At 58.9% G+C, this 23,007-nt stretch carries 20 protein-coding genes; 8 read left to right on the top strand and 12 right to left on the bottom strand.

Annotation, left to right across the window (positions count from 1 at the left end):
• Positions 1 to 50: 50 nt before the first annotated feature.
• Genes QA646_RS21040 through QA646_RS21080 form a run of 9 tightly spaced genes read right to left on the bottom strand, consistent with a single transcriptional unit; the run spans position 51 to position 8,400 of the window.
• The gene (locus tag QA646_RS21040) at positions 51 to 1,025 is read right to left on the bottom strand and encodes an ROK family protein (RefSeq protein ID WP_283060185.1); all 975 of its coding nucleotides are present in this window, start codon (positions 1,023 to 1,025) and stop codon (positions 51 to 53) included.
• Positions 1,022 to 1,747, bottom strand: a complete 726-nt coding sequence (locus tag QA646_RS21045) for a ribulose-phosphate 3-epimerase (protein WP_283060186.1) — start codon at positions 1,745 to 1,747, stop codon at positions 1,022 to 1,024. The genes QA646_RS21040 and QA646_RS21045 overlap by 4 nt, the downstream gene beginning before the upstream one ends.
• Positions 1,744 to 2,571, bottom strand: a complete 828-nt coding sequence (locus QA646_RS21050; RefSeq protein ID WP_283060187.1) for an alpha/beta hydrolase — start codon at positions 2,569 to 2,571, stop codon at positions 1,744 to 1,746. Before QA646_RS21050 ends, QA646_RS21045 begins: the two co-directional genes overlap by 4 nt.
• The gene (locus tag QA646_RS21055) at positions 2,571 to 3,389 is read right to left on the bottom strand and encodes a sugar phosphate isomerase/epimerase (RefSeq protein WP_283060188.1); all 819 of its coding nucleotides are present in this window, start codon (positions 3,387 to 3,389) and stop codon (positions 2,571 to 2,573) included. The genes QA646_RS21050 and QA646_RS21055 overlap by 1 nt, the downstream gene beginning before the upstream one ends.
• Positions 3,389 to 4,465: a Gfo/Idh/MocA family oxidoreductase gene (locus QA646_RS21060; protein ID WP_283060189.1), complete on the bottom strand. Its 1,077-nt coding sequence runs from the start codon at positions 4,463 to 4,465 to the stop codon at positions 3,389 to 3,391. Before QA646_RS21060 ends, QA646_RS21055 begins: the two co-directional genes overlap by 1 nt.
• A gap of 10 nt (positions 4,466 to 4,475) precedes the next feature.
• Positions 4,476 to 5,294 carry a sugar phosphate isomerase/epimerase gene (locus QA646_RS21065; protein WP_283060190.1) on the bottom strand — a complete coding sequence of 273 codons (819 nt, stop codon included), beginning with the start codon at positions 5,292 to 5,294 and terminating at the stop codon, positions 4,476 to 4,478.
• A gap of 4 nt (positions 5,295 to 5,298) precedes the next feature.
• Positions 5,299 to 6,135: a carbohydrate ABC transporter permease gene (locus tag QA646_RS21070; protein ID WP_283060191.1), complete on the bottom strand. Its 837-nt coding sequence runs from the start codon at positions 6,133 to 6,135 to the stop codon at positions 5,299 to 5,301.
• Positions 6,132 to 7,016 carry a sugar ABC transporter permease gene (locus QA646_RS21075; protein WP_283060192.1) on the bottom strand — a complete coding sequence of 295 codons (885 nt, stop codon included), beginning with the start codon at positions 7,014 to 7,016 and terminating at the stop codon, positions 6,132 to 6,134. Before QA646_RS21075 ends, QA646_RS21070 begins: the two co-directional genes overlap by 4 nt.
• A 49-nt stretch (positions 7,017 to 7,065) precedes the next feature.
• Complete coding sequence (locus QA646_RS21080; RefSeq protein ID WP_283060193.1) at positions 7,066 to 8,400, bottom strand: ABC transporter substrate-binding protein; 1,335 nt, start codon at positions 8,398 to 8,400, stop codon at positions 7,066 to 7,068.
• A 178-nt stretch (positions 8,401 to 8,578) separates the two neighbouring features.
• Here QA646_RS21080 and QA646_RS21085 point away from each other — a divergent pair, with 178 nt between their 5' ends.
• Positions 8,579 to 9,721: a Gfo/Idh/MocA family oxidoreductase gene (locus QA646_RS21085; protein ID WP_283060194.1), complete on the top strand. Its 1,143-nt coding sequence runs from the start codon at positions 8,579 to 8,581 to the stop codon at positions 9,719 to 9,721.
• Between the two features lie 20 nt (positions 9,722 to 9,741).
• Positions 9,742 to 10,695, top strand: coding sequence for an alpha/beta hydrolase (locus QA646_RS21090; protein WP_283060195.1), 954 nt, complete (start codon positions 9,742 to 9,744; stop codon positions 10,693 to 10,695).
• A 19-nt stretch (positions 10,696 to 10,714) separates the two neighbouring features.
• Here the strand turns inward: QA646_RS21090 and QA646_RS21095 are convergent, their stop codons facing one another.
• Complete coding sequence (locus tag QA646_RS21095) at positions 10,715 to 11,749, bottom strand: LacI family DNA-binding transcriptional regulator (protein WP_283060196.1); 1,035 nt, start codon at positions 11,747 to 11,749, stop codon at positions 10,715 to 10,717.
• Positions 11,750 to 11,949: 200 nt separating this feature from the next.
• Positions 11,950 to 12,855 carry a sugar-binding domain-containing protein gene (locus QA646_RS21100; protein WP_283060521.1) on the bottom strand — a complete coding sequence of 302 codons (906 nt, stop codon included), beginning with the start codon at positions 12,853 to 12,855 and terminating at the stop codon, positions 11,950 to 11,952.
• Between the two features lie 238 nt (positions 12,856 to 13,093).
• Between QA646_RS21100 and QA646_RS21105 the strand changes: the two genes are divergently transcribed.
• The 5 genes from QA646_RS21105 to QA646_RS21125 all read left to right on the top strand — a co-directional run bounded on the left by QA646_RS21105 (position 13,094) and on the right by QA646_RS21125 (position 18,562).
• A complete protein-coding gene (locus tag QA646_RS21105) occupies positions 13,094 to 14,026 on the top strand; it encodes a tagatose-bisphosphate aldolase (RefSeq protein WP_283060197.1) in 933 nt (310 codons plus the stop codon).
• A complete protein-coding gene (locus tag QA646_RS21110) occupies positions 14,019 to 15,431 on the top strand; it encodes an ROK family protein (protein WP_283060198.1) in 1,413 nt (470 codons plus the stop codon). Before QA646_RS21105 ends, QA646_RS21110 begins: the two co-directional genes overlap by 8 nt.
• A gap of 231 nt (positions 15,432 to 15,662) precedes the next feature.
• Positions 15,663 to 16,652, top strand: a complete 990-nt coding sequence (locus tag QA646_RS21115) for a substrate-binding domain-containing protein (protein WP_283060199.1) — start codon at positions 15,663 to 15,665, stop codon at positions 16,650 to 16,652.
• A 106-nt stretch (positions 16,653 to 16,758) separates the two neighbouring features.
• A complete protein-coding gene (locus tag QA646_RS21120; RefSeq protein ID WP_283060200.1) occupies positions 16,759 to 17,823 on the top strand; it encodes a ribose ABC transporter in 1,065 nt (354 codons plus the stop codon).
• The gene (locus tag QA646_RS21125; RefSeq protein ID WP_283060201.1) at positions 17,816 to 18,562 is read left to right on the top strand and encodes an ATP-binding cassette domain-containing protein; all 747 of its coding nucleotides are present in this window, start codon (positions 17,816 to 17,818) and stop codon (positions 18,560 to 18,562) included. Before QA646_RS21120 ends, QA646_RS21125 begins: the two co-directional genes overlap by 8 nt.
• On the opposite strand, the gene treZ is transcribed toward QA646_RS21125, so the two are convergent.
• Complete coding sequence (treZ, locus tag QA646_RS21130; RefSeq protein WP_283060202.1) at positions 18,540 to 20,363, bottom strand: malto-oligosyltrehalose trehalohydrolase; 1,824 nt, start codon at positions 20,361 to 20,363, stop codon at positions 18,540 to 18,542. The two genes, QA646_RS21125 and treZ, sit on opposite strands and share 23 nt — an antisense overlap.
• 128 nt (positions 20,364 to 20,491) lie before the next feature.
• On the opposite strand from treZ, the gene treY reads away from it, so the two are divergent.
• Positions 20,492 to 22,978 (top strand): malto-oligosyltrehalose synthase, encoded by a 2,487-nt coding sequence (gene treY / locus QA646_RS21135; protein WP_283060203.1) that lies wholly within the window; start codon positions 20,492 to 20,494, stop codon positions 22,976 to 22,978.
• Positions 22,979 to 23,007 lie beyond the last annotated feature (29 nt).

Genomic DNA, 23,007 nt, shown 5'->3' on the forward strand with positions numbered 1-23,007 from the left:
CCTGGTATTGGCTCCGTCCGATCGGAGAGATTGCTACACCGGCACATCGCCTATAGGTCGTTTCCAGAGGATGAGACGGCTTCGTCTTCGAGGATGAGACTGGCTGCGCCGATCAGGCCTGCATGACGTCCGAGCTGTGCCGGGACGATCGGTACGTCGCGATAGGCTGGCATGGCGCGCTCGCGAACCGTCGCCACAATGGTATCATGTAAAAGATAGAAACCGTGCGATATGCCGCCGCCCATCACCAAAATGTCCGGGGAGTAGAGGTGGAGCAGATTGGTGAAGCCGATCCCCAGCCAGCGAGCCTCCGCACTTAGCAGTTCCAGCGCCAGGACGTCGCCATTGCGCGCGGCGTCGACAACGTGGCGTCCAGTCACTTCGCCATCGGCGGATAGCTTGCGTAGCATCGAGCCGTCAGATTGGCGGGTCCGCGCCGTTGCCCGTCTGCCGAGGGCCGTTCCGGAGGCTACGGCTTCGAAACAACCGATCGCTCCGCAAAAGCATCGCTCGCCTTCGCTCGTGATCGTCATATGACCGATTTCCGCAGCCAGACCGCGTCTGCCGTGCAAGGTTCGCCCGTCGACGATCACGCCGCCGCCGATGCCAGTCGAGACGGTGACGAAGACCATCGATCGCGCGCCGCGGCCAGCGCCGTATCGCCATTCGCCAAGTGCTGCTGCGTTTGCGTCGTTTTCGAGCCGCACCGGCAGTTGGAAACGGCTGGAAAGAATGTCGGCAAGCGGAACCTCGTACCAGCCCGCCAGGGTCGGCGGGGCGATCACGATGCCGGCTTCCGGATCGAGCGGGCCGGGGGCGCCGATCCCGATCCCGACAGGAATGAGATCGGGCATTTCCGCAAGCGCCGCGGCTGCCAGCAATTCGATCTGCTGTATCACCGCAGCCGGTCCTCCCGCCGCATGGGTCGGCACGGCGGAGAATGACAGGAGGCTCCCCTCACTATCCACCAGCGCAGCGCGGAGTTCCGTTCCACCGAGATCAAATGCGAGGGCAACCTTTTTCACGAAACGCGGCTCTCCAACCCATGCAGCCAAGCCATCCGCTCGCCCAGATTTTGGTCGCCGAAGGCCAGGGATCCGAGAACGACCGTCTGTGCTCCCGCAGCGCGTAGGAGCGGCACGGTCTGTTCGCGAATGCCGCCATCGGCCGCCAAGATCACCTGATCCTCCCGGCCGGACTGTTTCAGCAACGCGCGTGCTTCGATCAGGCGGTCGCAGGCCTTCTCGGAAAGGCTTTGTCCTTTGACGCCGATCGATGTGCCAAGCAGTGTTACGAAGGCGACATGGTCGATGAACGGCCGGATCGCTGAAACGGAGGTTTCCAACCGCAGGACGACGCCGGCTTCGGCCCCGAACTTCTTTGCCAGGGCAATGGCCTGTAAGCCCGCTTCACCGTTTTCGGCGTGAACGCTGATAAGATCGGCCCCCGCTTCGATGAACTGGCGCGTTTGCTCCTCGACGATTTCGGCTTCGACCATCAGGTGAACATGGATCGGCCTTGCGGTTGCTTTTGCGATGCGCGCGACGAAATCCGGAAAGAACAGGAATCCCGGTGTAAAGCGTGCATCGGCGACATCGATGTGGTGCAGGTCGGCATAGGGTTCGATGCGCTTAAGATCGGCCTCCATATTGGCAAGGTCGGCAGACCACAGTGAAAATTCGCCCAGCAGCCGGTTGCGGGGGAGCGCTGCAATGGCCGCCGGGCCGGAGAGTATCTTGAGTGTCATGATGGGAAAAGGCTCCGGATGGTCTTCGATTTGAGAAAGGTAGCGATGGCGTCTTGAACTTCGGCAAAATGCCGCGCCTTGTCGGCCGCCTTTGGGGCGACTTCGACAAAGCGGGCATCGGTAATGGTATCGGCTAGGGTCCGTGCGCAGGCGAGGGGATGAATCGCATCCCGTTCGTTGCCGATGATGAGGGTCGGGACAGTGAGGGCAGCGGCTTGCGCCTGTGTCACTCCCGTTCCATCAGCCGCGATGTCGGCCAGCACGGATGCGAAAGCGACCGCTTTCGGCCGGTCGAAATAGCCGAGCAGGGAGGCAAAATTATCGGGCGCGTTCGCGCGTATGCGCATGCCGATCTCGGAACCCGCGAAGCGCTCCTTGGCCTCCCCGATCGAATCCGAACGGAGCAAGGCCGCAACGGTGCGAACTGGCTCCAGATTGGCCGGCGCGGCGGTAAAGGTCCAGGCGGGCCGGACAAGAATGAGGGCAGCGACGCGGTCGGGGTAGTGGTGAGCGAGATACAGGGCAATTGCCGCGCCCATGGAAATGCCGCCTGCGACAAAGCGATCAAAGCCTCGATCGGTCGCCGCGGCCAGCACATCCTCGGCAAACATCCGAAATGAAAAAGGCTTGATGTCGCCGAGCGCGGAAGCCCCGTGTCCGCGGCACTCGACCGTGATGCGTCGCGCCTTTCCCATTGGAAAGGTTTGCGCAACCTGCGCCTCATCGCCGCCCAAGCCGTGCTGGAAAAGCACCGGCAGTCCTTGCCCACTGTCGAAAACGGCGAGGGTGGCATCGTCACGCATGAAAGCCGTGCTTTCGTCCATCACACCAATTCCTTGAGAAAGGCGGCGACGCCCGGTGCTTCAGCTACTGAAAGTCCATGGGTGACGAGCGGACCATCGAAGCCGGTAGCTTTCAGTCGTGCGACAAAATCGGGAAAATCGACGATGCCCCGGCCGGCCGTCGCAAAACGTCCATCGGCATAACGATCCTTGGCATGTGCCATGACGATGTGCCCGGCCGCGGTCTCGACCGCGCGTTCGACAATTGAGCGCGCTTCGGGTGGCGTGGCGCTTTCGAAAAGATTGGCCGGGTCAAGCACGATCCGCAGCCTTTTCGATCCCATTTCTGTAATCAGCCGCTGGGCATCCGCCGCCGATCTCACGATATTCGCCTGTTCGGGCTCGATGCCGAGATCAAGGCCATGATCTTCGGCCAGCACCAGTGCTTTCGACATCTCCGCCGCCATATCGGCCCAGGCCGAAGGGTCGGCGTTGTCCGGATGATGCGCCCATTGATCGCTGGGATGGCGGGTGCCGGTGCAAAGTGTGACGAGTGGAACAGAAAGTGCCGCCGCTGTTTTGATGATGACGGCGAGCTGGCGAAGGCCTGTTTGCCGGATCGACACGTCAGGGTGCGCCATGTTGTAGGTTCCGGACAAGGCGGCAAGTGAGACGCCCGTTGCCTGCGCCGCTGCGCGGATCGCCGCCACGGCGGCTTCGGGCACTGCGTCCGGCATCGAGGGCAGGCCGCAGCAGGCAAGATTGAATTGCGTGCCGGCATAGCCGCTGTCGCGCACTGCCGAGAGGACGTTCAGGGGATCAGTCCCGGGAAAGGTCTTGGCGAAGATCCCGATCTGCATCAGACGACCCCCGTCACCGACGCGAGTTCGAGGCGCTCGCCGGTCTCCACCGACCGCGCGATCGCCACCATCGCGCGGATGGAGGCGATACCGTCCTCGACATCGGCGCCGCGCATGGGTGCGCCGTTCAGCACGGTATCGGCGAGGCCTTCGAGCTGCCGGCGGAAAAAATGCCCATCCGCACCGAGCGGCTTTCTGCTCGTCGCGTCCTTCTCATGAAAGATCTCGACTTCGCTGGCGCGGAAGTACCAGGGATTGAAGGTCTTTGCGAGAACGGAGCCGTTTTCGCCGTAGAGCTGGAAGCCTTCGTGCCAATCCATGCGGACGGCGACCGTCAGGTCGAGATGGCCGAGTGCGCCATTGGCGAATTCGGTTTCCACGAACCAGCAATAGGCGCCGGCACGCTCGAGAAGACGGGCGCGCACGGCGACGATATCGCCGCAGAAGAAGCGGGCGGTGTCGACCAGATGTGAACCATGCGCCAGCATGAAATATTGCCTGAGATCGGCTTTCGGATTGCCGGCCGGCTTGCGCGCAAGTTTGCTGGTAACCGGTAGCGGCTGCACCGCGTCGGTGTTGGTGTAGCGGTGGGTGGAATCGCAATACCACGCCTTCAGCGCGAAGATCTGGCCGATATCATTGTGAACGAAGTTGCGCGCCGCCTGAAGCGCGGGATCGAAACGCTTCATGTGCCCAACCTGCAGGATCTTGCCTGAGCGCTTCACGGCGTCGGCAAGCTGCTGGCCTTCCTCGACCGAAACGCCAATCGGCTTTTCGCACAATACATGCTTGCCGGCCTCGAGTGCCTTGATGGACATCGGCACGTGATAGGTGTCTGACGTGGCGACGATAACCGCTTCCAGATCGGGGTCGGCCAGCATAGCGTCGTAGTCGCTGAAGATTTTCTGCGGCTCATAGGTCGCACCCATACGTGCAAGGAGATCGGGTGCGGCGTCGCAGATAGCGTAGAGATCGGCATTCCTGGCCTTCACGCAGGATTCCAGATGCGCAAACTGCGCAATCGGGCCGCAGCCGAGGACCCCAACGCGAAGACGACGATTTTCCTTCTCGATCATTATCTTTTCCTTAGGCGCCGTATCTGTGCATCGTTTCGCGGTTGGCCTTTATGGCTGCGGCTGGATCAGCCGCGGCCGTCTCGGATTCCTCTTCCAGCACCAGCCATCCGTTGAAGAGCGGTGCCTGGGAAACGAGATCGATCACCGCCAGCGTATCGAGAACGCCTTTGCCGAGCATCGCCCATCGGCCGTGTGCGTCGACGTCTTTCAGGTGCAGATAGCGAATGCGATCCCGGTAGGTGCGTATCGTGTCGAGGATATCGTCATGTCCACGCAGGATATGGCCGGTATCGGGAACCCAGCCGACCAGTGCGGGATCGAGCAGCGCGAAGATCCGATCGTAATCGGCTCGATTGAACAGCAAGGTGTTGTGATGTGAACTCGGATGGACGGCGACCTCGACGCCGGATGCTTTGCCGAGCGCGGCGGCGCGATTGTAGTACTCGGCAGCGATGGCAAACTTGTCGTCGCGCACGCCTTCCGAGACGAGGGTCGCCGAGCCGATAGAGACGAGCGCAGCCGGAAATTGTGCGGCATAATCGATCCAGCGTTGCGCCGTGGCCAAGTCCTTTTCCATCGCGTCGGCAACCGTGAAACCGCTTTTGGAGCCGAAGGCGAAGGAGACGAGCTGCAACCCCTTATCGCCTAGAGCCTTCGCGAACTCGCCGGGCTTTGTGCCGTAATGGCCGATCATCGTGTCGGTAATTTCGATGCCCGAATAACCGCCGGCTGATATCGCCGAGAGCAGGTCGTCCGGGGTTCCGGCCCACGCGTCGCCAAGCATTTCCCACGTGAATGTCTGGCAGCCGATCTTCAGATCCCTGGTCATGTCGTCATTCCTTGATTCCGCCCTGCGTCAGGCCTTCGATAATGTGTCGTTGGAAGAAGAGGACCAAAACAATCAGCGGCACGGTGACGACCGCTGACGCGGCGGCAATGTCTCCCCAGGGCACGTAGTATTGGTTGGTGAAATTGGCGATGCCCACCGGAATGGTCTGGCTGTCGATGTCGGAAGTGAAGGCGAGCGCGAACAGAAACTCGTTCCAGGCGGTGATGAACGCAAGCAGGCCAGTGGTCACGAGGCTTGGAAGGGACATCGGCAGGATGATATACCAAAGCAGGCCGATCACGCCCACGCCATCCATGCGCGCCGCTTCGTCGATCTCCCGCGGCAGCGTTTCGAAATAGCCGAACAGAACCCAGGTCACGAGCGGTAGCCCAAGCGCCAGATAGGTGATGATCAGGGCTCGGTAGGTGTCGAGAAGTCCGAGCTCGGATGCGATCAGATAAAGCGGCCCGACGAGCGCGATCTGCGGAAACATCGAGACCGACAGGATGACCATGAGGATTCCAAATCGCCCCTTTACATCGAGACGGGACAGCGCAAAGGCGGCAAGCGAACCGACGATCAGGCAGAGAGCCGTGGTCGCGAGCGATACGATAAGCGAGTTCAAGACATAATGGTGCAGGCCCTTTTCCACGAAGGCATTGTAATAATGCTCCAGCGTGAACGGGTGCGGGATCAGCGACGGCGTGCCTTCCGTCAGTGCCTTGTCGAGTTGGAACGAGGTGGAGAACTGCCACAGGAACGGGCCTGCGGACCAGATGAGAATGAGAAGTGCGCCAACATAGATCGTGACACTCTGAACGATGGAGCGGCTGCCGTTCATGTCGTCTTCCTTAGCTGCCTGACGAGGAAGAGACAGAACACCAGCGCAATCACGCCTTCGGTGATGAACATTGCGGTCGAAACGGCCGAACCGTAACCGAACTGCAGTGTCGAGAAGAGCACCTTACAGGACAGCGTCGAAAGCGTTTCGGTGGAATCGGCCGGTCCGCCGCCGGTCAGCACATAGACCAGATCGAAAACGCGAAATGCATCCAGCGCCCTGAAAAGACCGGCAATGAGCAGGGTCGGCAGCAGCAGCGGCAGGCGGATATTCCAAAAGATCGTCCATGCCCCGGCGCCGTCCATACGGGCCGCCTCGATCAACGATTTCGGAACGGTCTGAAGGCCGGTCAGCAGGAGCAATGCCATGAAGGGCGTCGTCTTCCAGACATCGGCCAGGATGATCGTCGTCAGCGCTGTTTCGGGCGCACCATACCAGTTCACATTCTGATCAATCAAACCGAGGTGGAGCAGGATGAAATTGATGATGCCGTGCTGCCCGTCGAACAGCCACCCAAACATTTTAGACGTGACGACGGTTGGCATTGCCCAGGGAACGAGCATCGCCGCACGGACGACGCCGCGGCCGCTGAAATGCTCGCAAAGGATCAGCGCCATAGCCAGGCCGATCAGCGTCTCGAGCCCCGTCGATGCGGCGGTGAACCAAATCGTGTGCCACCAGGCATTCCAGAACGGCGGGTCCGCCAACAATTGCAAATAGTTGGCAAAGCCGACGAAATCATTGTCCTGCGTAATCAGGGACCGGTTGGTGAAGGAAAGATAGACCCCGTTGATGATTGGATAGAAGGAAACCGATCCGAGCGACATGAAGGCCGGCAACAGCAGGAGCCAAGGCCAGAGGGCGCTCGGAAGCGCCCCCATTGACCTTCGCATCCTGCTGTCGGCGGGGGCCGTCAATGCCGTGGCCATATCAGGCAACGATCTTGTTAATTTGTTCGGCGGCAGCCTTGAGCTCAGCCTGGACGTTGCCGCTGACCAGAGCCTTGGAGATGCTGGACTGCAACGCCAGCGTCACCTTAGCATATTGCGGGGTGATCGGCCGGGGCGTGGCTCCGGTGAAGACGTTTTGCAAACTTGCCATGAAGGGTTGTTCGGCCTTCAGCTTCGCGTTCTCGAAGATTGCGGGGCGCGAGGGCGCGAGGCCGAAATTCAAGGCAAGACGGGTCTGTGTTTCCGGAGACGACATCCAGGTCAGGAACTCGATCGCGGCTTCCCGCTTCTTGGAATTGGCGTTGACGCCAAGCTGATAGCCGCCGAGGCACGCGGCACTTTTCCCGCCGACAAAATGTGGCAGCGGTGCAACCGCGACCTTGTCCACGACATGCGAGGCTTTCGGGTCCTGCGCGATCGGATAGACGTAGGACCAGTTGCGCATGAACATCGCTTCGCCCGAGGTAAAGGGCTGACGGGAAGGCTCTTCATCCCAGGAAAGAACGTTCTGCGGGCTGATCTTCGTCTTGTTGATCGTGTCGTAAAGGAACTGGATCGCCTCGACCGCTGCCTTCTCGCCAATCACAGACGATTTGCCGTCGGCTGCCAGAATGGAGCCGCCATTCGAGGTGATGACCTCGACAGCATCGCAGATGAGGACCTCGGCCTGCTTGCCTTGCCAGAGATAGCCGAACTTGGCATCACCAGCCTTCTGAGCGGCAGCGGCCATCGTCGCCATGTCGTCCCAGGTCTCTGGTACCTTGCCGCCATGCTTTTCCACGAGATCCTTGCGATAGTAGAACATGCCGGAATCGACGAACCACGGAAGCGCAGTCAGCTTTTCATTGTAGGTGCAGGCTGCGACCGTTCCCGGAAAATAATCGCTGCGTTTTTCCTTCGGGAAATACTGATCGAGCGGCAATGCCCAGCCTGCTGCCGCAAAGCCGGCGATCCAGATCACGTCCTGGCTGAAAACGTCAGGCGTCCCGTTGCGGCGCGCCAATTGCTGGATCAGGCCTTGGTAGACCTCGGTCGACGAACTTGGCGGCGGGAGTTCGATGAATTTGACCATGATGCGGTCCTGCGACTCGTTATAAGCCTTGACGAGATCGCCGATCCCTTCCTTGCCGAAGAAACTTGCGCTGGCAAAGCTGATCTCCGTACGGTCGGCAGCGCGCGCCGGGCGCATTCCAAGGCCCGATGCGATACCGAGGGTCGCCGCGCCCGCGGCTCCTAGCAGCAACTGGCGACGGTCGAGCATTACGGAACCTGCGGCCACGTTTGAAGCGGCCGGCACTTTCTTGAAGTCGCTCATGTTTCCCTCCCAGGAAAGACTGACGCCCTCCAAAATCTCCGCGCCAGCATTAGCACATGTTTGATAAAAAATTGTCGCGCGTCAAGAAATAAGATGCTTTAAATCACTTTAAGACGCATCGGGTCGGTTCACTTGTTGATGATCCGTCGGCCGTCAGATCCAGGGAGGATTGTGAAAAATGAACGGAAAAACAAAGCTTGGAATTGGCATCATCGGCTGCGGCAACATATCGATGACCTATCTGCGCAATGCCGCGCTGTTTGCCGATATCGAGCTCAGCGCCTGCGCCGATATTTCGGCTAACGCTGCGGCTCTTCGCGCACGGGAATTCGGCATTCGCAGCCTAAGCGTCGATCAGCTACTTGCAGATCCCGAGGTCGATCTCGTTCTCAACCTGACTGTGCCTGCGGTGCATTTCGACGTCACCATGTCGGCCTTGTCCGCCGGCAAGCATGTCTTCACGGAAAAGCCGCTGGCAACATCGGCGGCAGATGGTCGGATTTTGGTGGCGGAGGCGAAAAGCCGGGGCCTGCTGCTCGGCTCGGCGCCCGATACGTTCCTCGGGGCGGCAGGCCGGCGGGCACGCCGCCTGATGGAGGAGGGCGCGATAGGTCGCCCCGTCAGCGGCACGGCTTTCATGATGGGGCGCGGTATGGAGCACTGGCACCCCAATCCGCAATTCTATTATCAACCTGGCGGCGGCCCGGTTTTCGATATGGGACCCTATTACCTGACCATGATGGTGAATTTGCTTGGTCCGGTGGTGCGCGTCATGGCGATGGCAACGAAAGGTCAGGACGAACGCCTCATCACCGCGGAAGGCCCCTTCAAGAACACCACGTTCAAGGTTGGGACGCCGACCAACGTTCTGTCGCTGCTCGAATTTCAATCCGGTGCGACCGTCAATTTCGGCGCATCCTGGGATGTGTTTCGCCATTCCAACCATCCGATCGAGCTGCACGGCACCGAAGGCTCGCTGCGCCTGCCGGATCCGGATACGTTCGGGGGTACTGTCTCTCTGTTCGAACAGGGCGCCGAGTGGCAAGATTTCGAAAGTGATGGTGAGCTTTACGGCGAGCGAAACTGGCCGTTTGCGGCGCCGGACCGGGCAAATTATCGTATGCTCGGCGTTGCCGACATGGCGCGTGCACTTACCGAAAACAGGCCGCCGCGCGCATCCGGGGAGCTTGCCCTTCATGTGCTCGAGATCATGGAGGCCATTCTCGCCTCCGGGCAGAGCGGACGGTCGGTTGAAGTCACCGGTGGCTTGGAACCGCCGTCGCTTCTTGGTGAAGATGAGGCGCACAGCCTTTTGGCCTGATCGCCGAACGGAGGATTGACGTGGCAGACCATCTCGACGAAGGCGCGCAATGCATTCTCGATATCGGCAAGATGGCAAAAGCTCGGCCATTTGAAGCCCGCATACCTTCGGAAGCTCGCATGGACTACAATGCTGCGATCCCGGCGCTTCAGGGCTCCCGCGAAGCGGTTGCATCGGTAGAGGATCGTCAGATCAGCGGCCCCAATGGCCCGATCACCGTGCGCATCTATCGCGGCATTGGAGCGCCTTCCAAGAATGGTCCCGGTCTACTTTATCTTCATGGCGGCGGCTGGGTGATCGGCAATCTCGACTCTCACGACGAGATTTGCCGATGGTTCGCCAATCTCGCCGAATGCACCGTGGTCTGCCCGGACTATCGCTTGGCACCCGAGCACAAGTTTCCCGCTAGACTGATGGAATGTGCGGCGGCCCTGGCATTTATGGCGGAGACTGTTACGGAACTCGGCGTTGATCCCAAACGGCTCGCGGTCGCCGGCGACAGCGCCGGCGGCAATCTTGCGGCCGTGCTGGCATTGATGTCGCGTTCAGGTGACGTCCCGCACATTGCTGCACAACTGCTGCTCTATCCCAACACTGATGCCAGGCAGACGGCCGAGAGCTATCGCCGCTACGGTGAAGGCTTCGGTTTGACGGCGGCGACGATGAAATGGTTTCGCGACCACTACATCCGCACCATAGCCGATGTCGTGGATTGGAAGGTCTCACCCTTGCTGGCTGAAACTGTTGCGGCGGCGGCGCCGGCATTCATCGCCACGGCCGGCCACGACATTCTCGTGGATGAAGGCATGGCATATGCCACGCGGTTGCAGGAGGCCGGGGTTCGTGTGGTGGCGCGCCATTGGCCGGACCAGATTCATGGCTTTGTGTCGATGGGACGGTTCATACCGGCCGCACGGCCGGCTGTCGAGGAAGCAGTCGCGGCCTGGTGGAACTTCGAAAGAAATCCCGACTAAGCGAGATCGCGACGCTGCACTATGCCGATTGCCGCATGACCAGCGTCCCATCCAGCGAGACTTTGCTTGCGATCGTGCGAACTGGCGCGTCCGTATCTCCGAGGAGCGCCAGCAGCGTGTCGACGCTGCTTGCAGTCATGGAGGCAAAATCCTGTGCCATCGTCGTCAGCGGCGGACAGGTATAGCGGCTCAACGGGTGATCGTCATGCGCGGCTATGCGCAGGTCATCGCCCTTTTTGCGTCCAATCTTCAGCCCATGCGCGAAAGCGGCGGCCATGACGCCGAAGGCAAGACGATCATTGGCGCAGAGAATGGTCTTGAATGACAGCTTCCCGGCTTTGAGCATCGCGTCCATTTGCTCGTACCCAACGCGCTCGAAATCCCATGTGTAGGCAGCAATGGTCTTGATCACTTTCGGCTCGTGGCCCGAAGCCTTCATAGTGGCGACATAGCTCGCCAATCTCTCCGGAGAGTTGTGATTGACGTGGGGAATATCGAAATAGACCGGCGGCTCTCCGGATCGGCAGAGATATTCCACGATTGTCGCGACGCTCTGGTGATTGTTGTTGCCGATGAATGGGGTGTTGCCCTCGATATAGGTGTCGAAATAGACGAGCGGGACATTCTGCGTGAGTTTCTCAAAGGCGCGCGGATCGGATTTTTGCCCGAGTGGTGCTGCGATCGCACCCGCCACCTTCAATGACAACATGGTGCTGACTGCCTCGACCTCTAGCTCCGGCAGGCCGTGCGAGGAGATCACGATCGGCCAATAGCCTTCATCGCGCAGCCGCAGTTCCAAGCGGTTGACCATCTCGGCGTAGAAGGGATCGGTCAGGGCTGGAACGAGAATGCCGATATTGCGGGTTCTCTTCCGATTGAGGTTTCGAGCGTAAAGATTTGGCTGGTAGTCCGATGCTTGAAGTGCCGCCTCGATGAGCGCGCGTGTCGCTGGCTTCACGCTCGTCGGATCATCAAAATACTTGGAAAGAGTAGGGCGAGAGACGCCGCAGGACTTCGCAAAATCCTCCATGGTCTTATGCGTCAGTTTTTCCATCAGTAGTTGACCAATTTTTTAAATCGCTATACCCGCCAATGATTGTTATGCGTCCGCGTGAAAACAGGCGCAACTGGCAAACGCAATTTCAAAGCAAGTTCTTTCGAGCTTTGTGTCACGCAAAAACATTGCATGCGTAAATTTATAAATTAGCGTATAAAATACAAGTCATAAGAAAACTGCTTGGCGTTGCCGAAGATTCAATTTTTGTCGGCGGCGGATAAGCGATCGAGAATGGCATGGGCCGTATTCGCGTCCGTTACCAGAGCATTGATCATGCCCGACCGCGCAGCGCCAATGATGCCGGGTGCCTTGGCAGGTGTTGCCGCAACCGCAATGCATAAGGGGATCCGTTGCAGTTGTTGCGGGGAGGCGGCGATCATGCGCTCCTCGCCATCCCAATGAAGAATTTCGCCCGCCTCGGTGACGTAGTGGCGCAGAACATCGCCTGCCGCGTGACTGAGGGCCTTTTCACCCGGCAGGGCTGCCGTCGCTTCGGATGGATTGGCAGCGTGCGGTAAACCGACGCCGACGATCGCGGCATCCAGCTTGTTCCATAGCGACGTCACCTGCTGAACCGTGGGATCGGCGAGGAATGCATCGCGCAACTCTGAGGATGAAATGTAGGGAGCGTGCAGAAAATGCGGAATTCCGCCCATTTGCTCCGCAGCCTGACGTACGAACTCGTTGATCTGAAAATGCGGAGCTGCCTGTTGCATCCCTCCGTTAAGAGCAACGGTCGCAATACCTGGCAACTGCGGCAGACCAGCAAAGGTAACTTCCCGAACAGCCCGTCCCCAACCGATGCCAAGCGTTGAACCTGATCGCAGTCCCGCCTGTTGCAGCATGGAGCCGACCGGCGGGGCAAGTGCACTAAGGACGTTCGACGATGGCGTATCGATCACGACAGCATTGCGCAATTTCAAGCCCTCAACCAATGCCGCGCTCAAATCTTCCGACGGAGAAAGATCGATTACCTCGATCCGAACGATGCCGGACGAGCGTGCTTTCTGGAGCAGCCGCGAGACCGTAGCCGTTGATAATCCAAGCTTTTTGGCAATATCAACTTGCGACATATCAGATTGGTAATGCAGCTTCGCAACCATATGCAGCAATGCACGGTTCGTTGCAGGCTCCTGCGACTGAGACGAATTCAGATTGAAATTCCTTTCTGCAATGTGTTACATAGTCGGCGCGTGAGGTGTTATCGCTCAAAATAGCCGGTTTCGCAACGATTATGCAGGCTCCTGAGCGCTCTCCATGTTTTCGTTGACCATCCCCTCCAAACCGAGGGGTGGGACGCGCTTTCAGCATCCGGTTTCGGATGGGCAAAGGGAGGATCAGATGTCGAGGTTGACGACAGCCGAAATGCGAGGCTACCAACAGATTTGTGGTCATGACGGCGCCATGATGGTGATCGCCTGCGATCAGCGCGGCGGCATGCGCAGCCTGCTTGCGAGCGACCCGCAGGAGCAGGCTGCCATATCCGACAAGACCCTCGGCGACACGAAAGCCGATATTGCCATGTTCCTTGCAAGCAAAGCCTCTTGCGTTCTCGTCGATCCGATCTGTGCCGTTCCCGCACTGGTCGACGACCGGATTATCAGACGCGATACCGCACTTCTGATCGGCTTGGATGCATCGGGATGGGATACGTCGTCAGAAGGGTATCGCCTTTCCAAACTGGTTTCCGGCATTTCCGCCCGTCGCGTCCGTCAACTCGGCGCCACCGGCGGCAAGATCATGGTCTATTTCCGCGCGGACCGGGAGGAGGCGAACAGCCATAACATCAACCTCCTCCGCCAATGCATCGAGGATTTCGCCCGCGAAGACCTGCTGCTGGTCGTCGAATTCTTGACATATAAATTCGATGACGAAGACGAGGCGGACTATAAGGCCAAGTTGCCTTCGCTCGTCGTCGGCGGCAGCAAGATTTGTCTGGACTGCGGAGCGAAGGTCCTGAAGATTCCGTATCCTGGAACTGCCGAAGCCTGTGCGGAAGTGACGAGGCTTGCTGGGGACGTCCCCTGGGCGGTATTGTCGGCCGGTGTCGACCACTCGACGTTCTTGCGACAGGTGGAAGATGCCATGCGCAACGGTGCGTCCGGCGTCATTGCGGGTCGGTCCTTATGGAAAGACTGTATCTCGCTCGACCGTTCCGTCACGCGAGACCGATTGGAAGCGGTCGCTGTTCCGCGGCTTCGCGAAATCCAAGCTGTCATCGCAGCACATTTCAAAGGCGTTAAGTCCGATCAGGGACAGAAGGCAGATGTCTGAATTAGCCATTGGCGTGGACATTGGCGGCACGAATATTCGTGCGGCTCTCGTCTCCAAGCGAGGCGAAATCCTTAAAAAGCTGTCGGAGCGGACACCGGCCGATCCGCGGCAGGTCTTCGAGCGCGTCAAGGCGATGGTGCAGGAACTCGACATGGCCGATGTTGTCGGTCTTGGCGTAGGCGTTCCCGGCCGTGTCGACATTGCAAATCGTTCGGTTTTATCCGGCGGCATTTTGAATCTGGCCGGCATGGACCTCGTCGATCAGTTGGAGACAAGTCTCGGCAAGAAGGTCGTCATCGAAAATGATTGCAGCATGGCGCTCATTGCCGAAATGAGCATCGGTGCTGCCAAAGGTTTTCAAAGCGTCGCCATGCTGACCATCGGAACGGGGATCGGTGGCGCGGTTGCCCAGGACGGCAGCATCTATCACGGCCACAGGACCGCCGGGCAGTTCGGCCATATCTGCGTTCAACACGATGGTCCCGAATGTGCCTGCGGAAGACGCGGCTGCGTGGAAACCTTCAGCTCGGGAACAGCGCTGCGCCGGCACATAAACGAAGCGGGATTGTCGGCCTTATCCATTGCCGATATTTTTGAAATGGCCTCAAGCGGAGATGCGACGGCCAGGGCGGTGTTACGCGCTTGGGCAGGACCCCTGCGTGTAGCGCTCGATAACATAGCCGCAACGATGGATCCGGAAATCATCCTATTGGGAGGCGGCCTCGGCTCCGACGCGGCGCGAGCGCTTGCAGATCTTCCGGCGGTGGCGCCGTGGTTTCGCCCAATGATCGTACCGGCCAAACTCGGAGATGACGCAGGGGTCATCGGAGCCGCCCTATCGACATTCTCAGGCGTCTCCCGCTGTGCCGAAAAGCGTGTCGTGCTGGTCAATGGTGTGCCTGCATCAGGGAAAAGCCGTCTTGCCAAATTGCTGTCTGAACGCACCGGATGGCCGGTCCTTTCCCTCGACGGCATCAAGAATCCCTTCCTGGAGCACATCGGCGGCGTAGACCGGGAGTTCAACCGGATGCTCGGAAAGGCAAGCTATCAGGCTATTTGGTTGGCAATTCGCGAGGCGCCGGCCGGGTCTACTTTCATCATCGACGCCTGGTTTGGCTTTCAGCCCAAGACCGTGCTCGAAGCCTATATCAAAGATGCTGGCGTCGACCGCGTCGCAGAACTTTGGTGCAAGGTCCCGGGCGTCGTTGCCGGGGAGCGGTACGGCAGTCGTTTAAAAGACCGGCTGCCAGGCCATCCGGGAGCGGAATACATCCCGGAACTGGTGGCGCTCGCCGATCGTGCCGAACCCATGGGATGCGGCCCGTGGATGACTGTCGATCAAACAAGGGAGCCGGACATGGACGATGTGATGGCCTGGATTTCGAGGGTGTTCGGCCAGGCATGAAAACTGCCGCCTTTCAGGGCGGTCGACGAAAGCTCGGACCTGGCTTCAAAACGCTGTGAGACACTCCGTCAACGGCAGGGGACGTCGTGTCTCCAATCCGGTTAATTGATTAGGAATTTCAAATAGATGATGGAAATTCGTTGCAGAAAAAAATTACTTGACGGCCCGCTGTAAGCCGCTGATTATCCATTCCGCCGGACAGGGGAGGTCTGGTTTCAAGAGGAGGTAATTATGGAGCGCCGTTCATTTCTCAAGGCCACTGCTGTGGCAACGCTTGCCACCGGTGTTTCGGCTGTCGCCGGAAGCGTCAAGGCACAAGACAAGAAGTTTACTATTGCCCTAATTCCAGGTCTCACGACGGATGCCTTCTATATCACCATGCGCAAGGGCGCTGAGGCCGCCGCCAAGGCGGTGGGTGCTGAACTCATGTTCCAGGGCGCATCCGATTTCAATCCGGTCACACAGGTTCCCGTTCTCGATGCCGTCATCGCCAAGAAGCCGGATGCGATCCTGATTGCGCCAACCGACAAGGATCAGCTGATCCAGCCGCTGAAGAAAGCTTTCGATGCGGGTATTCCCATGATCACCGTCGATACGTTCATCGGCACCGGCGTTTATCAAACCGGCAGCGGCGACGCCGATTTTCCGCTTTCCTACATTGCCTCGGACAATCTGCTCGGAGGGGCTATTGCTGCGCGCGCGCTTGCAAAAGCCGTCGGCGAGAAGGGCAAAGTCTACGTTTCGAACGTCAAGCCCGGTATCTCGACGACCGACCAGCGTGAGCAGGGCTTCAAGGACGAGATGAAGAAATATCCGAACATCACCGTTCTCGAAACACAGTATAATGACGACGATGCGAACAAGGCGGCGTCGCAGCTCCAGGCCGTCTACGCTCGCAACTCGGACCTCGATGGTGTTTTCGGTGCCAACCTGTTTTCTGCTCTCGGTGCAGCAAACGGCGTGCAGCAGACCGGCCAGACAGGCAAGATTCGCGTCGTCGCCTTCGATGCGCCGACGACGATCGTCGACAATATCAATTCCGGCCTTGTTGACCTCGCGATTGCCCAGCACCCGGCAGAAATCGGCTACTTCGGTCTGATCTCGGCTTATGCCCATCTGACCGGCAACTCGATCCCGACCTCGATCGGTACCGGTTTCACGGTCATCGATAAGTCGAATGTCGCGGATAAGAACGTCGCGAAATTCATCTACTCCGATTGATCGGATGAAGTCTGCGCCTCGCTTATGGGCGGGGCGCATCTTTGGTCATAGTAGAGGGACTGGCGTGGCGACTTTTGTGCGTCCCCGCTCTAGTTCGGGTTGATTTATGAGCATCGACAATATCGAGACCCGCGAGGCAGATCAGCATGTGGCGCCTGAGGCGGACCACGGCGATCAGGCCAAAACCATTGTCAACCGCATCGCCCAGTTGCGCGCATGGCTCTTCCTTGCCGCGCTGATCGTGATTTTCGAGATCTGGGCACGCGCCAGTTTCGGCGGCACCTTTGTTGGCTCACCCTTCAATTGGCAGTCGGTCGCCGTTTTTGCCGTGGCACCGCTCCTGCTTGCCATCGGCCAGACCTTTGTCATCATATCCGGCGGTATCGACCTTTCGACCGGCTTCATCATGGGGCTCGCCGCGGTCGTCGCCGCGCATGTCACCAATATGGTCGGCCTTTATATGCCGCTGCCGATAGCTATGGTCTTCGGCATACTCGTCGCAATGGCTGCCGCAACGGTGCCCGGCTGCATCAATGGCCTCTTGATTTCCCGGCTTAAGGTGCCGCCCTTCATCGGTACGCTCGGCATGTTCGGCGTGGCGCGCGGGACAGCATTTCTTCTGGCTGGCGGCACGACGGTGCCCGTCAAGAACTCCTATTTCGCAGAGCTGGGCAATGGCCGTTTCTACGGTGTGCCCTATCTCGTCATCGTCACGCTGATCTTTGTGGTGATCATGCATTACCTGCTGAGCCAGACACGCTTTGGCCAGCACAATTATGCGATCGGCGCCAATGCTCAGGCGGCACGGCGGGCCGGCATCGATATAAAATCCCATCTCCTGCGGCTCTATATGCTTTCGGCAATCTGCGCCGGTCTCGGTGGCGCGCTCTATGCCGCGCGCTTTACCGCGGGTGCTGCCCAGGCCGGCGAACCGCTGCTGCTCGATAGCGTGGCTGCGGTCGTCATCGGCGGCGCCAGCTTGTTTGGCGGCTCGGGCACGATCACCGGCACCATTGCAGGCGCGCTGGTCATCGCCGTCATTCAGTACGGCTTGGTTTTCATGAATGTGGAGCCGTTCTGGCAGTTCATCGCCGTCGGTATCGTCATCATCATTTCGGTGCTCATCGACCAGGCGCAGCGCCGCTTCAGCGGAGCAAAACAGGATGAATAGCGCAGCGCCTCTTCTCGAAGTCCGGAACCTGTCGCGCTATTTCGGCGCCGTCCAAGCCTTGGACAATTGCTCGATGGTGGTCCACCCCGGCGAGGTTGTCGCGCTTGCAGGAGACAATGGCGCCGGCAAAACGACGATGATCAAGACGATCTCGGGCGTTTATCCGCCAACGGCCGGTGAAATCCTGATCGAGGGACAGCCAGTCACCTTCTCCTCTCCACAGGATGCGCGCGAAAAGGGAATAGAGACGATCTATCAGGATTTGGCGCTTGCCGACAATCTGACCATCGGCTCCAACATCTTCCTTGGACGCGAGCCGATGAAGAAGCTCTTCGGCTTCCTGCCGGTCATCGACCGGAAGGCGATGGCAGAGGCGGCCCGGGAAACGATGGCGCGACTCGACTTCCATGTGAAAAGGCTCGATGCGCCGGTCAGCAACTTTTCCGGCGGCCAACGTCAGGCGGTCGCAATCGGCCGCGCGGTCTATTGGAACGCCAGAATCCTGATCATGGACGAGCCGACGGCAGCGCTCGGCGTGCCGGAACAGCGCAAGGTGGTGGCGTTGATCAAGTCGTTGAAGGCACAAGGTCGTGGGGTCATCTTCATCTCGCACAATCTGCAGGATATTTTCGCGGTGTCCGACCGCATTATCGTCCTTCGCCGCGGCATCGTTGCCGGCGAGCGCAAGATCAGCGAAACGACCCATGAGGAAGTCGTCAAGCTGATGATCGGCGGCTAACAGATTGAGCGTGCCGGTTACCGCCTTGGTCATCGAGGATGCCCGACGACAGGCCCCAAGCGACAGTCCAAGGCCCGATCCAATCGCTTGAAATAGTGCCTGATGTAAAGAGCGTCTGTCCCTCGGAAGGAATTGCTATAGCAACAGCCTTGTCCGTCAAATTGGCGGCAAGAGCGAGGGTGGCCTGGCCCAGCCGCCACGTAACCCGCACCAGTAGCTCGCCTTTTTCGTGGACGCCCGAGTAACCCTGTGCGCATTTGAGAAGCGGCACGATCTTTTCGCGCCGGAGTGTCATCAACCGTCCATAGTATTCGTTGAGAGCCTTGCCCTGCTCCGCTTGGCCCCAACGCAATTTCGCGCTTTGAAACGTGGCCTCGCTGGTCGGATCGGGTGCATCCTCTGCATCGAAGCCGGGCAGGCGCGACAGCTCCTCCTTGCGGCCAAGCCTCGCCTTGCTGTTCAGCTCCTTGCCGAGATCGCAGAAGAAGGGAAAGGGTGTCGTGGCTCCCCATTCCTCGCCCATGAACAGCATCGGGATTTGCGGTGAGAGCAGATAAATCGCCGCAATTGCCTTCATGGCTTCGATCGAATGGGACGCAACCATCCGGTCGCCCATTGCCCTGTTGCCGATTTGATCGTGGTTCTGGATGAATGAGATGAAAGCCATTGGTGGCAGGCCGGCGCTCGGCGATCCCCTCGTTCGTCCGCGATATCCCATACGCTCCCCTTGAAACACGAAGCCCTCGGCAAGCGCCCGGCCTATATGCGATCCATGATCGAGATAGTCCTGGTAGTAGCCGAAGGTCTCGCCGGTCGCGGCCACATGAAAAGCGTGGTGAATATCGTCATTCCATTGCGCCGTGAAGTGACGTGGCTTGCCGTGGGGATCGCGAGCCAAAAGGTCTGAGTTGTTGTCCTCATTCTCGAGGATCAGATGAATGTGGCGATCGGGAAACGCCCGTCTGACGCTGTCTGCCAGCTCTTTGAGGATATGCGGATCACTATCATCCTTGATCGCGTGAACGGCATCGAGCCGCAGACCATCCATACGAAAGATACCTAGCCAGTAGATTGCATTTTCAATGACGAAATCGCGAACGAACCGGCTGCCTTCGCCGTCGTAGTTGAGACCGTTGCCCCAGGGGCTCTTGTGCCGCTCGTTGAAGATCGGAGCATAGGTCGGCAGGTAGTTTCCGTCCGGTCCGAAATGGTTATAAACGACATCGACGAAGACACAGATCCCGCGCTCATGCGCGGCATCGACGAGCATTTTCAGATCTTCGGGGCGGCCGTAGCTGCTGTCCGGCGCGTAGGGCAGAACGCCGTCATAGCCCCAGTTGTACCGACCCGGAAAATCACTGAGCGGCATGAGCTGGATCGCAGTGATGCCGAGTCCCTGCAGGTGATCGAGCTTTTCGATAGCCGATAGAAATGTGCCGGCTTCCGTAAACGCCCCGACATGCAGTTCGTAAATGACGATTTCCTCCCAAGGTCGACCGCGCCAATGCTGCACGCGCCACTCGAACGCGTGGTCGATCAATTCGCTCGCGCCATGAACATCGTTCGGCTGGAAACGGGAGGCTGGATCCGGCACCTCTGTGCCGTCGGGGAGAATGAACTTGTAAAGATCGCCCGGCCGTGCCTCGGCTACTTCGGCGACATGCCAACCGTCTTGTTGCGGTCGCATCTCCCATTCCTGGCCCTCAATGCTGACTTTCAGGCGGTCCCGCAATGGCGCCCATAGCCGGAATATGACGCTATGCGCTTTGATATCAGGCCCGAAGGTGAAGCTGTCTTGCATGTCGCCTCCATGTCAGTCGCTTCAAACTCTGCGGATTCTCCAACGCATCTTGTCGGCGAGTGTTCCTGCGCCGGAACAGATCTTGTTCGGCTCCGTTGATAGAAGCCATTCTTATGCAAGGGAAAGCCATGCGTGTTCCGACCTCCACCTATCGGCTGCAATTTCGCGGCGATCTCACATTCGAGCGGGCGAGCGGGCTTGTTCCTTATCTGAAAGACCTCGGCATCAGCCACCTCTACGCCTCGCCGATCTTCACCGCCACAAAGGGTTCGACACACGGCTACGATGTCACCGATCCAAACGAGATCGATCCGGCGATAGGCGGCCGAAAGGGGTTCGACACCCTGACGGCAAGTTTGCAGAAAGCCGGGCTAGGGCTCATCGTCGATATCGTTCCGAACCATATGGCTGCCTCACTGGAAAACCCCTGGTGGCGGGACGTTCTGCGATATGGGCAGGAGAGCGTTTATGCGGGCTATTTCGATATCGATTGGAGCGAGAAGCTGACATTGCCGCAGCTTGGAAAGCCCTTCGAAGAAGCTCTCGCTGCTGGTGAGCTTCAACTGCGCTACGATGCCACCGAGGATCTGTTGCAATTGGCTTATTTCGACAATTGCTTCCCGCTTTCCGAAGACAGCGCCAGATTTGTGATGGCGCAGACAGGAAGAAATGCGGAGCGACTGCAGGCTTTCTCGAGGGATGCAGCCAAGATGAATGAGCTGATCGAGAAGCAGTACTGGCAGTTGCTGTATTGGAAGGATGCCGCTCGGCACCTCAACTATCGCCGCTTCTTCGAGGTCGCAGGGCTGGTCGGCATAAGGGTGGAAGACGAGCGGGTCTTTGAAGCGACCCATCGGCTGACGATCGAATTGATCCGTTCCGGGCAAGTCCAGGGTTTGCGCATCGATCATATCGACGGGCTGGCGGATCCGAAAGCCTATCTCCAGCGGCTGCGGCGAGCAGCCGGTGCCGATACCTTCATCGTGGTCGAAAAAATCCTTGGTCATGGCGAGACCTTGCCGCCGGATTGGCCCGTGTCGGGAACGACAGGATACGAGTTCATCTCCGCCATGCCCGACCTTTTCCTTGCAGGAGATGGGCTGCAAAAAATTGAGGCGGTGTACCAGATCGTCGACAACGAGCATGCCGATTTTTCCGCTGGGCTACGTGATGCGAAGTTGTTGATGGTCGAGCGCAATTTCGCGGGCGAGATGGCACGTCTGACGAAGCTGGCCCGCTTGATTTTTCCCGCCTTCGACGAAGTGGAGATATCGTCGGCGCTTCGGGAACTGTTGGTGGCCTTTCCCGTTTATCGCACCTACGGTTACCGAGGAGCGCTCTCTGCCGAGGATGAAGCGGTCGTTCGCGGTGCCGTCGACAAAGCGCAGGCCAAGTTGCCGGCTGCCGACGTCCTGAACGCGATAGAAAGCCTACTGCGAGGAGAAATCGCCGGTGAGCGGGCCGGGGAATTTCGAGCGAGATTTCAGCAACTCAGCGGCCCAGTCATGGCGAAAGCTGTCGAAGATACGCTTTTTTATCGCTATAACCGGTTAATCGCGATGAATGAAGTTGGTGGCGAACCTGCAATGCCGCCACGCGGGGTCGTCGCCTTTCACCAGATGATGGCGAATCGACTTCAGCGTCAACGAAATGGGCTTTCCGCCACGTCGACGCATGATACGAAGCGCGGAGAAGATGCGCGTGCACGTCTCTACAGCCTTTCACAGTATCCTGAGGCATGGATCGGCGGGTTTTCGCGCTGGCGTGCCATGAATGCGGCCTTTCGCACCGATCTTGCTGATGGACCTGCGCCGGAACCCAATATCGAATGGATGCTGTATCAGGCGCTGGCGGGAATCTGGCCGGCTGATGTCGAGCTAAGCGATCAGGATGTATTGAGAGATCGGTTCACGGCCTATGTGTTGAAGGCGATACGCGAGGCAAAGCTGCGAACGGATTGGATGGAGGAAAACCACGCATATGAAAAAGCTGTTCTGGACTACGCCAGCGCTTTGCTCTCGCCTCGAAACCAAGCTTTTCGGAACGACTTCGGGAAGACAGTGCAACCGTTTATGAAGCTTGGCTATTTGAACAGCCTGTCTCAGGTCCTGATCAAGCTTACGGCCCCAGGCATTCCAGACATCTACCAGGGCGCCGAGGGACTCGATTTCAATCTGGTCGATCCCGATAACCGAAGGCCGGTCGACTTTCGGCCGGTCGGTGCACCGCAGGTTCGATCGCCCTTCAAAGAACCATGGGCCATGTCCCTGAAACGGCAGATCATCCGAAGCGTCCTTCGCCATCGTAACGGTCACCCAGAACTCTTTCTCGAGGGCAGCTATCGACCCCTTGAGATTAAGGGCGAGCGATCGGACAACATTCTCGCCTTCGCGCGAATTCACCGGAAGGAGGCGACAATCACCATCGTCCCGCGATTGACGGATGCCGACAGCAGCGGAGCTTCTTTCTGGAAGGACACGGTTGTCTCGATACCGCAACGCCTTGATGGGCAAATGCGCGATCTACTGACGGGGAAGCCGTGGCCCGCTGGCGATATTTCGGCCATGCTGTTGCTTGAGGATCATCCCGTCTCTTTCCTCGTCACACCCGACTAGCTGTCCGCCCGGCAATCCGTGGCCTTCGG

This window comes from Rhizobium sp. CB3090 (assembly GCF_029714285.1).
In the GTDB taxonomy this organism is placed as follows: Bacteria; Pseudomonadota; Alphaproteobacteria; order Rhizobiales; family Rhizobiaceae; genus Rhizobium.

Bases quoted from the DNA above. Each gene is read 5' to 3' on its own strand.
- treZ (WP_283060202.1), bottom strand. From the start codon at position 20,363: ATGCAAGACAGCTTCACCTTCGGGCCTGATATCAAAGCGCATAGCGTC.
- QA646_RS21120 (WP_283060200.1), top strand. From the start codon at position 16,759: ATGAGCATCGACAATATCGAGACCCGCGAGGCAGATCAGCATGTGGCG.
- QA646_RS21075 (WP_283060192.1), bottom strand. From the start codon at position 7,016: ATGGGGGCGCTTCCGAGCGCCCTCTGGCCTTGGCTCCTGCTGTTGCCG.
- QA646_RS21070 (WP_283060191.1), bottom strand. From the start codon at position 6,135: ATGAACGGCAGCCGCTCCATCGTTCAGAGTGTCACGATCTATGTTGGC.
- QA646_RS21125 (WP_283060201.1), top strand. From the start codon at position 17,816: ATGAATAGCGCAGCGCCTCTTCTCGAAGTCCGGAACCTGTCGCGCTAT.
- QA646_RS21065 (WP_283060190.1), bottom strand. From the start codon at position 5,294: ATGACCAGGGATCTGAAGATCGGCTGCCAGACATTCACGTGGGAAATG.
- QA646_RS21085 (WP_283060194.1), top strand. From the start codon at position 8,579: ATGAACGGAAAAACAAAGCTTGGAATTGGCATCATCGGCTGCGGCAAC.
- QA646_RS21095 (WP_283060196.1), bottom strand. From the start codon at position 11,749: ATGGAAAAACTGACGCATAAGACCATGGAGGATTTTGCGAAGTCCTGC.
- QA646_RS21050 (WP_283060187.1), bottom strand. From the start codon at position 2,571: ATGGACGAAAGCACGGCTTTCATGCGTGACGATGCCACCCTCGCCGTT.
- QA646_RS21055 (WP_283060188.1), bottom strand. From the start codon at position 3,389: ATGCAGATCGGGATCTTCGCCAAGACCTTTCCCGGGACTGATCCCCTG.
- QA646_RS21105 (WP_283060197.1), top strand. From the start codon at position 13,094: ATGTCGAGGTTGACGACAGCCGAAATGCGAGGCTACCAACAGATTTGT.
- QA646_RS21115 (WP_283060199.1), top strand. From the start codon at position 15,663: ATGGAGCGCCGTTCATTTCTCAAGGCCACTGCTGTGGCAACGCTTGCC.
- QA646_RS21080 (WP_283060193.1), bottom strand. From the start codon at position 8,400: ATGAGCGACTTCAAGAAAGTGCCGGCCGCTTCAAACGTGGCCGCAGGT.
- treY (WP_283060203.1), top strand. From the start codon at position 20,492: ATGCGTGTTCCGACCTCCACCTATCGGCTGCAATTTCGCGGCGATCTC.
- QA646_RS21110 (WP_283060198.1), top strand. From the start codon at position 14,019: ATGTCTGAATTAGCCATTGGCGTGGACATTGGCGGCACGAATATTCGT.
- QA646_RS21060 (WP_283060189.1), bottom strand. From the start codon at position 4,465: ATGATCGAGAAGGAAAATCGTCGTCTTCGCGTTGGGGTCCTCGGCTGC.
- QA646_RS21045 (WP_283060186.1), bottom strand. From the start codon at position 1,747: ATGACACTCAAGATACTCTCCGGCCCGGCGGCCATTGCAGCGCTCCCC.
- QA646_RS21100 (WP_283060521.1), bottom strand. From the start codon at position 12,855: ATGGTTGCGAAGCTGCATTACCAATCTGATATGTCGCAAGTTGATATT.